The sequence below is a fragment of the Methylobacterium sp. J-072 genome, assembly GCF_022829425.1.
GTDB lineage: Bacteria > Pseudomonadota > Alphaproteobacteria > Rhizobiales > Beijerinckiaceae > Methylobacterium.
This window is the reverse complement of sequence record NZ_JAKSYK010000176.1, coordinates 21016-32431: the sequence shown is the minus strand read 5'-3', so window position 1 is coordinate 32431 and position 11416 is coordinate 21016. Positions and strand designations below refer to the sequence as shown.

Here is an 11416-nt window from a genome sequence, read left to right as displayed (position 1 = left end):
CGGCGCGACGGCGAGATCCTGGGGCCGGAGCATTTCGGCTGGTTCGCGGCGCCGCATTTCGAGCACCGGGCCGGCGAGAAGCTGCGCCTGGCCGCGACCTCGCCCTGCTGCTCCGTCCGGGACGTCGCCATCCAGCTCCTGGACCGATCCGCGACTCCCTGGACGGAGGTGTTCGTCGGTGGCACCGCGGCGATCAGCGCGGCCCTGTCGGCCGGCCTGGCGGTCTCGGCCTTCCCGCGCCGGCTCGCCCCAGCGGACGTGGTCGATGTCGGCGACGCGCTGAGGCTCCCGCCGATCCCCTCGCTCGCCCTCGTGCTGCACTCGTCCCTGACCGACCCAAGGAGCAAGGATGCGCTCCGGGCGATCACGGCGGCGTTCCGGGAGCACCGGAAGGGTTAGTCGGGGGTTTCCAAAGGGCTCAGCCCTTTGGCGGGGTTCGGGGGCGGAGCCCCTGATGCATCGAGCGAAGCCCGACAGCAGGGCGCTGCCCTGCACCCGCAAAAGGTCCCGGACCTTTTGAAACCCTAATCGGTCTCGCCCCGCAGCGGTCGGGCCAGCAGGCCGGCAATCACGTCCTCGACGCCGGCCCGGCCGGCCACGATCGCAGCCACGGCCTGGGCCACCGGCATCTCGATGCGGCGGGCTGCGGCGAGGCCGGCCAGAGCCGCAGCCGTGAAGGCGCCCTCGGCGAGCTTGCCGCCTGCGGCCTCCTCCGGGCTCGCCCCGGCGCCGAGGCGCTGGCCGAAGGCGAAGTTGCGCGATTGCGGCGAGGAGGCGGTGAGCACGAGGTCGCCGAGGCCCGAGAGGCCCATCAGCGTCTCGGGCCGCCCACCGAAGGCGCGGGCGAAGCGCATCAACTCGGCGAAAGCCCGGGCGATCAGCGCCGCCCGGGCGCTCTCGCCGAGGCCACGGCCCGCCACGATCCCGCAGGCGATCGCCAGCACGTTCTTGCCGGCGCCGCCGATCTCGACGCCGCGCACGTCGTCGGTATGGTAGAGGCGGAAGCTCGGCCCCGAGAGCAGCGCGCTCAGCGTGGCGGCGAGGCCGGGATCGGCCGCCGCCAGGGTCACGGCGGTGGGCAGGCCGCGGGCGACGTCGGCCGCGAAGCTCGGGCCGGACAGGACCGCCACTGGCGTTCCCGGGGGCAGGACCTGCTCGGCCACCGCGCTCAAAAAGCTGTCGGTGCCACGCTCGATCCCCTTGGCGCAGAGGATCACCGGGCCGGCCGAGGCGAGGGGCGCGCGCAAGGCTTCCAGCACGCCGCGCACGGTCTGGGCGGGCACGACCAGCAGGGTCGCCCGGGCGCCCGCGAGCTTTTCGGAGAGCGCTGTCGCGTGGATGCCAGCTTGGAGCGGCACGCCCGGCAGGTAGCGCGGGTTCTCCCGCTCGGCTTCGAGCCGGGCGGCGGCTTGCGGGTCGCGCAGCCAGAGGGTCACGGAATGCCCGGCGCTGGCGGCGGCGTTGGCGAGCGCCGTCCCCCAGGCGCCGCCGCCGACGACGTTGATGGGCGCGCTCATGCCGAGATCTCCGCGGGTTCGAGCCGATACAGCACGTGGCTGCGCAGCGGCCCCTCCGGCACCGCCGGATGCGCAAACGTGTCCGCCCGGACCATGCCGAGGCGCTCCATGACCGCCTGCGAGCGGCGATTGCCCGAGGCGGTATAGGCCACGACGCTGCGGGTGCCGCAGCGCCCGGCGAGGTCGGCCAGCGTCAGCCGCGCGGACCGTGTGGCGAGGCCCTGGCCCCAGGCATCCCGGGCGAGGCGCCAGCCCAGCTCGATCGTGTCGCCGATCCGCTCGCCCCCCGGGAACGGCATGGCCCGCATGATCCGGAAGGCGCCGACGAAGCCGACGAACCGGCCGTCCCGCTCCAAAGCCCAGGGGCCGAACCCATCCGCTACGAAGCGCCGGTCGTAGCTGCCCGCCTCGGCGGCGCTTTCCGGCTCGGTCCGCAGCCGGGGGAAGAATTCCATCACCGCCGGGTCGGCGTTCAGCGCCGCGAACGAGGCCGTGTCCGCCGGTCGCCAGCGGCGCAGGAGCAGGTCGCCGTCCCGGAGGCCGTCCGGCACCGGAGCGGTCGCGATCTGGTCGCGTCGGATCTTGCCGCGCCAAGCCAGGGAGCGCCGGTTCAGCAGGCCGAGATCGGAGGTGCCGGCGAGCACCGCCTCGCCGAGGGCGATCGCGTGCTCCAGGCCGTCGGCCGACATGTTGGCGTGGGCGGGCGGGGCCACGCTGTCGCGCCAGGGGCCGCCGCAGGCATTGTCGAGGAGGATGCGGGCGAAGCAATGGTCGAGGCGGACCGGCCAGCCGGGCCGGGCGGCCTCGGGCAGGCGGCGCGCGACGAGATCCCGCCAGTGCGCGCGCCGGCCCGAGGCGGAGCCGCTCCAGTCCGGCCCAGGCGATCATCGCGCCGTTGTCGCCGCAGAGCGGCAGGGGCGGGGCGACGAAGCCGAGGCCGGCCTCGCCGGCCAGCGCCGCGAGCGCCCGCCGGATCGCGCCGTTGGCCGAGACGCCACCGGCCGCCACCAGGGCGGTGGGCCGGCCGGCGACGCCCGAGAAGGCGCGCAACGCCACCCGGGCGCGGTCCACCACCACGTCGACGACCGCGGCCTGGAAGCTCGCGCACAGGTCGGCGACGTCGCGCTCGGCCAGCGGCGCGATCCGCTCGGCCTCGATCCGCAGGGCGGTCTTGAGGCCCGACAGGGAGAAATCGGCCTCGCGCCGGCCGAGCATCGGCCGGGGCAGGGCGAAGCGCTCGGGATCGCCGGATTCGGCCATGCGCTCGACCTCGGGGCCGCCGGGATAGCCGAGGCCCAGCAGCTTGGCCGCCTTGTCGAAGGCCTCGCCGATGGCGTCGTCCACCGTGGAGCCCAGCCGGACGTAGTCGCCGACCCCACGCACGGCGACGAGCTGGGTGTGGCCGCCCGAGGCCAGCAGCAGCAGATACGGGAAGGGCAGGTTGTCGGTCAGCCGCGCGGTCAGCGCGTGGGCTTCGAGGTGGTTCACGGCGAGCAGCGGCTTGCGGGTGACCAGCGCCAGGGTCTTGGCCGTGACGAGGCCGACCAGCACGCCGCCAATCAGCCCGGGCCCGGCCGCCACCGCGATCCCGTCGAGGTCGGGGAAGCCGATCCCGGCCCGGTCGAGGGCGCGGGCGATCAGCCGGTCGAGCACCTCGACATGGGCGCGGGCGGCGATCTCGGGCACGACGCCGCCATAGGCGGCATGCTCCGCGATCTGGCTCAGAACCTCGTTGGCGCGGATCTGCCCGAGCCCGTCCTCATCGACGGACACCACGGCCGCGGCGGTCTCGTCGCAGGTGGTCTCGATGCCGAGCACGGTCTTCAACGGCCACTCCCTGGGTCAACGGACCTGCACGCCCGTGAGCCTGCCGTGCCGGGGGTAATCCGGGCGCCGGGCGGGTGCAAGGACCGCCCGGACACCCGTGGACGGCTCAGTCGACCGCGATCATCACGTCGGAGGCCTTCACCACCGCGTAGGCGGGGCCGCCGGCGACGAGCTTGAGCGAATCGACCGCCTCGTTGGTGATCGAGGCGGTGATCACCTGGCCGGGGCTGATCTCGATCTTCACATGGGCGGTGGTCGAGCCCTTGTCGACCGACACCACCGTGCCCTTGATGACGTTGCGCGCGCTGATCTTCATGGTGTCCCGCAGAGTTCCCTGGCCGCACCGGGCGGATCCGGCGCGTCTCCTACAGCATGGCGCGAAAAGGTGCGACCACCTCGGGGGTGCACCGCCGGAGCGGAGGCCAGCCCGGTGCAAGCGAGCGCGCTCGATCGGCGGCCCGCGCGCATCGGCCGTATGCAGCGATGGCGTCGCTCAGATCAACCACCCCCAAACCAGACGGAATGCCCGAGTCCCTAAAGACGGCTTTTGGTCGACACTGACCATGTGTTCTGAGAGCGGCACCATAATCCGCCACCATCACGATGCCGGACGATGCAGCCTGTGCCCGTGTCAATCTGACTCGAATTATCATACCAAGTATGATAAAGTATGATTTCTCGCCAAGAGGGACACCATGCCCGAGATCGAACGCTTGACCGTCACGATGCCGGCCGAAATGGCGGCTGTTGTCAAACAGGCCGTCGAAGCCGGCGACTATGCGTCCGCCAGCGAGGTCGTCCGGGCTGCGCTGCGCGACTGGAAGCTGAAACGCACGCTGCAACTCGATGAGCTGACGGCGCTCAAGGTCGACATCGACGCCGGCCTCGCCGATGTCGCCGCCGGTCGGGTCACAACCTTCGATGCCGCTCGGATCGTCGAGCGCGGGAGGAAGCTATTAGCGGACCGCTCGCCCTCCGCCTAACCGAGACGGCGGAAGCCGATCTGGCCGCGATCTGGGCCTATGTCGCGGCAGACGCCTCGCCTGCCATGGCAGATCGCCTGATCGCGCGGATTGAGGCCGCCTGTGCGCCCGTGCGGGACTTTCCGCAGGCCGGCCCCTCGCGCGAGCAGCTGGCGCCCGGGCTGCGCGTCGTAATCGAGCGATTTTACGCGATCTACTAGCAGCACGACGAGCGCGAAATCGTCATCGTCCGAGTGCTGCACGGCGCGCGGGATGTCGATGCGCTTGCGGCGCGCGGGGGATTTGCCTGACCAGGTTCTCAAACCGACAGCAACGCGAAGACCAGGGCAATCGCTTGAAGGGATCAGGTGGTCTGGGGTGACCTGACCAACCGGCTTTGGACCGGGCAGATCGAGAGGATCAGCCTGGACCGGCGGAGCTGGAGATGAAGCGAGGACAGAAGCCGAGCGCGGAGCAGGTGAGCGTATCGCACGTCGCGTGCAAGGAGGCGGACGTGTCTGAGACCAAACGCCTGATCTCCTGAAGACAGCTTCTGGTCAACGCTGAATGCGACTTCTGAAAACGACATCCGCGGTCGGGCTGCGGGCGCGGGCCCGGCCGCAGACGAACAGGATCCTCACGCGCTCTCCGCCAGGACGGATTGCCGCTGGAACAGGGCCCGGTAGGCCCCGCCCGGGCGGCGCATCAGGGCGGCGTGCGGGCCGTCCTCGACGATGCGGCCGTGGTCGAACACGAGGATGCGGTCCAGCGCCCGCACCGTCGACAGCCGATGGGCGATCACGAGCGCGGTGCGCCCGCGCATCAGCCGCGCCATCGCCTCCTGCACCAGGGCCTCGGATTCCGAATCGAGGCTCGAGGTCGCCTCGTCGAGGATCAGGATCGGCGCGTCCGCCAGGAAGGCGCGGGCCAGCGCAACCCGCTGGCGCTCGCCGCCCGAGAGCTTGACGCCGCGCTCGCCCACCAGCGTGGCGTAGCCCTTGGGCAGCCGCGCGATGAAGGCGTGCGCGTTGGCCTGCCGCGCCGCCCGCTCGATGTCCCCGGCCGAGGCGCCGGGCCGGGCATAGGCGATGTTCTCGGCGAGCGACCGGTGGAACAGCACCGGCTCCTGGGGCACGATCGCGACCTGCGCCCGCAGGCTCGCCTGGCTCGCCGCCGCCACGTCCTGCCCGTCGATGGTCACCCGCCCGCCCGTGACGTCGTAGAGCCGCTGGATCAGCTTGACGAAGGTGGTCTTGCCCGAGCCCGAGCGCCCCACGAGCCCGACCCGCTGGCCCGCCGGGATCGTCACCGACAGCCCGTCGTAGAGCGGGTTTCCGTGGGCGCCGTAGTGGAAGCGCACGGCCTCGAAGCGGATCGTCCCGCCCGCGACCGCGAGCGGAACCGCCCCGGGCCGGTCGGCGACGCCGACGGGCTCGGCCGCCAGCGCGACCAGCTCCTCCATCTCGTTGACCGCCCGCTGCAGGTGGTTGATGTGGCCGCCGATCTCGCGCAGGTAGCCGTGCACCACGAAGGTGGTGGTGAGCACGTAGGCGACGTCGCCCGGGCTCGCCTCCCCGCGCCACCACAGCCCCAGGGCGGTGGCGATGATGGCGGTGCGCAGCGCCAGCAGCAGCCCGAGCTGGCCGGTGCCGCTCCAGGTGATGATCATCCAGGTGCGGTGCGTGCGCCGCTGCCACTTGGCCAGGAGACGGCCGAGGCGCGCCTCCTCCCGGCCCTCCGCGCCGAACGCCTTGACCACGGCGTTGTTGCCGACCGCATCGCTCAGGGCGCCGCCGAGCCGCGTGTCGAGGGCGTTCGAGAGCGCGGCCGCGGGGGCGATGACGCGGGTCGCCAGCAGGGCGGTCGCGCCGACATAGGCGGCGGCTCCGAGCGCCACCACCGCGCCGAGGGCCGGCCAATGCAGGCCGAGCACGAGGGCGGTGCCCAGGAGCACGACCAGGGCGGGCAGCAGCGCCAGCAGCAGCGTGTCGTTGAGCCCGTCGAGGGCCCACATGCCGCGCGAGATCTTTCTGACGGTGGAGCCTGAGAAGGTGTTGGCGTGCCACTCGGTGGAGAAGCGCTGGACCCGGGCGAAGCCGTCGCGGGCCATGTCGCTCATGGAGTGGAGGGTGAGCGGCACCACGAGGCTCCAGGCGACGTGCCGCAGCAGCGCGGTGGCGAGGCCGAGCGCCGTCATCGCCAGGAAGGCCGGCAGTGCGGCCTCCAGCGCCGCGTGCCGCTCGGGCCCGGTCAGGGCATCGACCAGCCGGCCCGCATAGAGCGGCAGCATCACCTCCGCGAGGGTGGCGAGGGTGATGGCGCCGGAGAGGCCGGCGACGAGGGGCCAGCGCTTGCGCCAGCCGCGGACGACGAAGGCGAGGACGCGCCGGAACGCGCCCGCCCGCCGGGGAGGGGACAGAGACATGCCTATGCCCGACGCGCAGGCGTCGGCTCCGAGAGGCGCGGATCCCGCATCGGCGATGACGCGGACCGGCGAGGTCAGACGGGAGGGGGGCTCAAGGGCACCGGGGCCATGCGGCCGGGCGCGGACGGAAGGCGGCTAGCCGACCTGGGCGGCGACGCCAGCGATTCCTACGGGGAGGGCGGCATAGACGGTGTTCATGCGGCCTCCTCCTTCAAGCGAGCGCGACGGTGCCGAGGCTAGGGGAACCGGAAACGATTCGCAACGGTGGAAGCCGGCCCGTTGAGATGACGGTTCAAGCGCGGGCGGGTTGTCTGTCGGGGGGTGGGAAGCGGAGTTAGCGCGCTAGTCTGGTGGTCCCTCGTGCCAATCTGCGACAATCGACATTTGGTCGCTCGCAGTGACGGCCTGTCCCGCTGATGCAACGAGCCATCCGGCCATGAGCCCAGCGGTTGGGTCTTGAGGATCACGCCAGCGGGCAATCTGCATCTTCGAGCATAGGTGTACCTCATCCGACCCCGTCAGCCGCACCAAGCGCCGCTGTCGCAGTGCATCGGCAGCAAGTAGCGAACGCGCCAGGGCTACGCCGTTGCCGTCCACCGCCCCTTGAAGAGAACTCCCGATGTCACGGAAGCGGATCGCCTCCTGACCAGGGCCTACCCGCAGCCACGTTGCCCAGGACCATTCCCGTCCCGTCTCCTCGCCCCGCCGGCCCTTCGCCAGCAGCGGCAGTCCCTGCCAGCCCTGCCCAGGATGGATGGTCTCCAGCAGTCCCGGTGCGGCCACGGGGAAGACTTTCTCGATCGGGAACGGCAGCTCGCAGGCGCCAGCACTCCTGCTCACGTACGGCAGCCACAGCAGGGCGAGATCAACCACGGCGCGTGCGGCCTCGGCCGCCGTGTCCCACGTCACGACCTCCACGGAGAGGTCTGGGAAGGCACCGCAAAGGGCGGGCAGGCGGGGCGACAGCCACCAGGCCAGCAGCGGTGTGCTGAGGCCGATCCGGAAGCTGCGCAGCCCCGATCGCCCGGCGATCCGCCGCCGCATGCCCGCGAGCGTACCCAGCAGCGGGCTGAGCTCCTGGGCCAGCCGCGCGCCTGCCTCGGTCACGCGCAAGCCGGGATTGAGCCGTTCGAGCAAGGCGACGCCGAAGAAATCCTCCAAGGCCCGTATCCGGTGGCTGACGGCGCTCTGCGTCAGGCCGAGTTCGTCCCCGGCCAGCGTCATGCTGCCGTGCCGCAGCACCGCCTCGAAGGCGAGCAGGCCCGCGAACGGCGGCATCTGGCGCGAGGTCGAGGACACACCGCATTAACGCGCCTCATGCGGTGGAGAGCAATGCTCATTTGCCGTCGAGCCCGGTGCTGCCCCATGCCAAGGCCATGGAAGACGCCGCCGAACACCAGGCTTGGAACGGCCGGACCCGCCTGACCGCGGCCACGATCGGCCTCGCCGCCGCCCTGACGAACTTCGATGTGACCTCGGTCGTTGTCGTCCTGCCGTCGATCGGCACGAGCCTCGATATCGACGTGGCGAGCTGGGCCTGGATCATCGATGCCTACAGCATCGCCTTCACCGCGACCCTGCTCGTGGCGGGCGCCCTAGCCGACCGCTTTGGCCGCCGCCGAACGCTCCTCATCGGCAACGCCGGGTTCCTCGTGACGTCCCTTGCCTGCAGCCTCGCCTGGAACAGCGCGCTGTTTCTGGCAGCGCGCGCGGCACAGGGCGCCGCCGCGGCCTTCCTCGTGACCGGTGGTTTTGCCTCGATCACCACGGCCTTCCCGGCACCGGAAGGGCGGGCGCGCGCCTTCGGCATTGCCGGGGTGGCATCAGGGGTCGCCATGGCGCTGGGGCCGAGTCTCGGCGGCCTCATCGGCTCCGGGTTGGGCTGGCGGTGGATCTTTCTCGCCAATCTGCCTCTCTGCGTGCTGATCACGCTTCTGGTGCCTCGCCTCGTTGCGGAGAGACGCGACAGCACGGACAAGCCGCTGGACTTGCTCGGGGTCGCGATCCTGACCCTTGCAATAGGCTTGATCATTCAGGCTATCCTGGAGGCTCGCCACGCGCCGATCCATATGGCGATCGGGCTGGCAGTGGGTGCCGGCCTCGTTGCATGGTTCGCCTTGCGTCAGCACCGGCAGTCGCAGCCGATGCTCGATCCAGCCATCTTCGCCAGCCGACCGATGATCGGCGTGACGGCCCTGCTGATGGCCGTGTCGGTGGGCTACTGGGCCGTCCTCGTCTACCTACCCTTGTTCTTGGGCACAGCCTTCGGCTGGACCACCGAGGCGGCCGGACTGGCGATGCTGACCGCGACGCTGCCCATGCTCGTCGTGCCGCCCTTCGGCGGTCGCCTCGCGCCGCGCCTGGGCTGGCGACGGCTCTTTGCGGCGGCGCTGGCGCTGATCGCGATCGGCGGGGCTGCCCTCGCGCTCTCAGCGCTGGTAGACTTGGCATCAGCCCGTGCGTTCGCTTTCGCCGGGATGGCGTTGATCGGGATTGGCGCCGCAATGTCCCATCCGCAGCTCTCTGGAGCCGTGATCGCGCTCGCGCCGTTGGAGACGAGCGGCATGGCCTCGGCCCTGACCGTCATCGCGCGGCAGGCCGGCTTCGCGGTCGGCGTCGCCGCGCTCGGCGCCCTGACGCCTACGACCTTCGCTGTCACCGGCTTCGCTTGGCTCTTCGGCGCCGCAGCTGTTGCCGCGTCTTGCGGCATGCTGGCCTGCCGCCTGCTCCCATCCACAGCAGGCGGAAGCATCGCGCCCTGATCCCGGGGCGGCTTTGACGACCAATCTATGTCCGCTAAGGGTCCGAGCTGCGTGAAAACATCAGCGCTCTGCATCACCGTAGAACAGTCTTCCAGGCTGGCCTATCAAGATGGCCTTATAGGCCGGGAAATGACTTCACACGGCATGCATCCTCCGGCTCTGGAGATGAGCCTCCTACTGGGAACGACGCTGTCAGCGTTTTCACACAGCCTCGGTCGAAAGCCGTCTCTCCAAAAGGCATCGCTCTCGTGATCCGCGCCAGCGCGCCGGCGACGGGGGCCCCGCTGTCGGGCGGCATCGTCGCGCGTGAGCCCAGACCGGGATTTCCCATTCCCTCATCCCGAACCCCCGCCACCGGGACGAAACCCTAACCCGGCTCATCCTCCGGATCGGCCTCCGCCTCCTCCTCCGGGATCGGCGCGGCGCCCCAGGCGGTGAGCGTCGCGTTGAGGTCGTCGAGGACGAAGTGCCGGGCGCTGTCGCGGTCGTAGCCCTCGTCCAGGAGGTCGTCGTAATCGGTGAAGACGTGGCGAGCATAGGCCACCAGGGCCAGGCGCGCGGCGGTCCCGGGGGCGGCCCCGCGCAGGCCGGGGCTCGCCAGGGCCCGGTCCAGGACGGCGTCGGCCTCGAAGGCGGGCAGGCGCGGGGCGATGTGGGCCAGCGCGTCGGCCACGGCCTCGCGGCGGTTCCGGGGCGGGGCGGCGCTCACCGGGGGCCTCCGGGGGCGGGCACCATGATTTTGCCGCCGGGGGCGGTCAGAGTGCGCGCAGCCGAAACGAGGGCCGGTTCTGCGCGGGTCAGCGCGTCAGGCCAAAGGCTTAGGGCCGCACGCAATTGCAACGCGATCGGATGCAGCCCTAAGGTCATCGACAGTTGAGGCGGGGCAGATCGACAACCCGCCGCCGGGGAGATCAGGTTCATGGCAACGATCCGTCACGCGGTGATCCTGGGCGTCCTGCTCGGGGCGGCGCCGGCCCTGGCCCAGAGCCCGACGCCGGACGGCGCCGGGCTCGGCCGCAGGGTCACGGCCACCGGGCAGACCAAGCCGCCGAGCCCGGCCGTCACGGGCGCGGCCCGGCCGATGAACGAGGTCGCGATGGTCAAGGCGCAGAAGGCCGCGGAAGCCCGCTCGAAGGCGTGGGACAGCAAGATGCGCCACACCATGGGCACGATCTGCAACGGCTGCTGAGCCCGATACGGAAAGGGGCCGCCCCTGCGGACAGCCCCTTGTCTTGTCCGTCGAAGTCCTGAAACACACCCCGACGCCGGCTCGGCCACAGGGTGTGATCCCAGGACAATCAGCGGGAATAGAACTCGATGACGAGGTTCGGCTCCATCTGCACCGGGTAGGGCACCTCGGACAGGCTGGGGATGCGGGTGACGCGGGCGGTCATCTTGGCGTGATCGGCCTCGATGTAGTCCGGCACGTCGCGCTCGGGGAGCTGCGTCGCCACGATGACGATCTCGAGTTGGCGGGAGGATTCCTTGACCTCGATGAGGTCGCCGGCCTTCACCTGGTAGCTCGGGATGTTCACCCGCACGCCGTTGACCTTGACGTGCCCGTGGTTGACGAACTGGCGCGCCGCGAACGGGGTCGCTACGAACTTCGACCGGTACACCACCGCGTCGAGGCGCCGCTCGAGCAGGCCGACAAGGTTCTCGCCGGAATCGCCGCGCAGACGGATCGCCTCGGCGTAGTAGCGGCGGAACTGCTTCTCGGTGATGTTGCCGTAATAGCCCTTGAGCTTCTGCTTGGCGCGCAGCTGCGTGCCAAAGTCGCTCATCTTGCCCTTACGGCGCTGGCCGTGCTGGCCGGGGCCGTATTCGCGGCGGTTGACGGGGCTCTTCGGGCGGCCCCAGATGTTCTGGCCCATGCGGCGGTCGAGCTTGTGCTTCGCCTGAATCCGCTTCGACATGACTTCG

11 protein-coding genes and 2 pseudogenes are annotated in these 11416 nt (G+C 71.0%); 5 read left to right on the top strand and 8 right to left on the bottom strand.

What is annotated here, in order from left to right; genetic code table 11:
* Positions 1-399: pseudogene (locus tag MKK67_RS21175) on the top strand (LysR family transcriptional regulator); the annotation flags it as partial.
* Positions 400-524: 125 nt separating this feature from the next.
* Here the strand turns inward: MKK67_RS21175 and MKK67_RS21170 are convergent.
* From MKK67_RS21170 to MKK67_RS21155, 4 genes and pseudogenes are all read right to left on the bottom strand, one after another.
* Positions 525-1517, bottom strand: coding sequence for an NAD(P)H-dependent glycerol-3-phosphate dehydrogenase (locus MKK67_RS21170; protein WP_243969113.1), 993 nt, complete (start codon positions 1515-1517; stop codon positions 525-527).
* The gene (locus MKK67_RS21165) at positions 1514-2230 is read right to left on the bottom strand and encodes a GNAT family N-acetyltransferase (protein WP_243969110.1); all 717 of its coding nucleotides are present in this window, start codon (positions 2228-2230) and stop codon (positions 1514-1516) included. Before MKK67_RS21165 ends, MKK67_RS21170 begins: the two co-directional genes overlap by 4 nt.
* Positions 2231-2362: 132 nt before the next feature.
* Positions 2363-3344 (bottom strand): annotated as a pseudogene (tsaD, locus tag MKK67_RS21160) (tRNA (adenosine(37)-N6)-threonylcarbamoyltransferase complex transferase subunit TsaD); the annotation flags it as partial.
* A gap of 106 nt (positions 3345-3450) precedes the next feature.
* Positions 3451-3660 (bottom strand): molybdopterin-binding protein, encoded by a 210-nt coding sequence (locus MKK67_RS21155; RefSeq protein WP_007558473.1) that lies wholly within the window; start codon positions 3658-3660, stop codon positions 3451-3453.
* Between the two features lie 379 nt (positions 3661-4039).
* Between MKK67_RS21155 and MKK67_RS21150 the strand changes: the two genes are divergently transcribed.
* On the top strand, positions 4040-4327 hold the full coding sequence (locus tag MKK67_RS21150; RefSeq protein ID WP_243969107.1) for a type II toxin-antitoxin system ParD family antitoxin: 288 nt from the start codon (positions 4040-4042) through the stop codon (positions 4325-4327).
* The gene (locus tag MKK67_RS32970; RefSeq protein ID WP_409568426.1) at positions 4300-4527 is read left to right on the top strand and encodes a type II toxin-antitoxin system RelE/ParE family toxin; all 228 of its coding nucleotides are present in this window, start codon (positions 4300-4302) and stop codon (positions 4525-4527) included. Before MKK67_RS21150 ends, MKK67_RS32970 begins: the two co-directional genes overlap by 28 nt.
* A gap of 416 nt (positions 4528-4943) precedes the next feature.
* Here the strand turns inward: MKK67_RS32970 and MKK67_RS21140 are convergent, their stop codons facing one another.
* Positions 4944-6731, bottom strand: a complete 1788-nt coding sequence (locus tag MKK67_RS21140) for an ABC transporter ATP-binding protein (RefSeq protein WP_243969104.1) — start codon at positions 6729-6731, stop codon at positions 4944-4946.
* A 342-nt stretch (positions 6732-7073) separates the two neighbouring features.
* Complete coding sequence (locus tag MKK67_RS21135) at positions 7074-8009, bottom strand: LysR family transcriptional regulator (RefSeq protein ID WP_243969102.1); 936 nt, start codon at positions 8007-8009, stop codon at positions 7074-7076.
* A 62-nt stretch (positions 8010-8071) separates the two neighbouring features.
* Between MKK67_RS21135 and MKK67_RS21130 the strand changes: the two genes are divergently transcribed.
* Positions 8072-9493 (top strand): MFS transporter, encoded by a 1422-nt coding sequence (locus tag MKK67_RS21130; RefSeq protein WP_243969100.1) that lies wholly within the window; start codon positions 8072-8074, stop codon positions 9491-9493.
* Positions 9494-9860: 367 nt separating this feature from the next.
* Here MKK67_RS21130 and MKK67_RS21125 read toward each other — a convergent pair whose 3' ends face one another.
* Positions 9861-10202: a DUF2293 domain-containing protein gene (locus MKK67_RS21125; protein WP_243969098.1), complete on the bottom strand. Its 342-nt coding sequence runs from the start codon at positions 10200-10202 to the stop codon at positions 9861-9863.
* A 210-nt stretch (positions 10203-10412) separates the two neighbouring features.
* Between MKK67_RS21125 and MKK67_RS21120 the strand changes: the two genes are divergently transcribed.
* Entirely contained in the window at positions 10413-10682 is a 270-nt protein-coding gene (locus tag MKK67_RS21120) for a hypothetical protein (RefSeq protein WP_243969096.1), read from the top strand.
* Between the two features lie 109 nt (positions 10683-10791).
* Here MKK67_RS21120 and rpsD read toward each other — a convergent pair whose 3' ends face one another.
* On the bottom strand, positions 10792-11409 hold the full coding sequence (gene rpsD, locus MKK67_RS21115; protein WP_243969094.1) for a 30S ribosomal protein S4: 618 nt from the start codon (positions 11407-11409) through the stop codon (positions 10792-10794).
* Between the last annotated feature and the right edge of the window lie 7 nt (positions 11410-11416).

Coding starts and splice junctions, on each gene's coding strand:
- MKK67_RS21140 (WP_243969104.1), bottom strand. CDS start 6,731: ATGTCTCTGTCCCCTCCCCGGCGGGCGGGCGCGTTCCGGCGCGTCCTC.
- rpsD (WP_243969094.1), bottom strand. CDS start 11,409: ATGTCGAAGCGGATTCAGGCGAAGCACAAGCTCGACCGCCGCATGGGC.
- MKK67_RS21150 (WP_243969107.1), top strand. CDS start 4,040: ATGCCCGAGATCGAACGCTTGACCGTCACGATGCCGGCCGAAATGGCG.
- MKK67_RS21120 (WP_243969096.1), top strand. CDS start 10,413: ATGGCAACGATCCGTCACGCGGTGATCCTGGGCGTCCTGCTCGGGGCG.
- MKK67_RS21170 (WP_243969113.1), bottom strand. CDS start 1,517: ATGAGCGCGCCCATCAACGTCGTCGGCGGCGGCGCCTGGGGGACGGCG.
- MKK67_RS21135 (WP_243969102.1), bottom strand. CDS start 8,009: ATGCCGCCGTTCGCGGGCCTGCTCGCCTTCGAGGCGGTGCTGCGGCAC.
- MKK67_RS21155 (WP_007558473.1), bottom strand. CDS start 3,660: ATGAAGATCAGCGCGCGCAACGTCATCAAGGGCACGGTGGTGTCGGTC.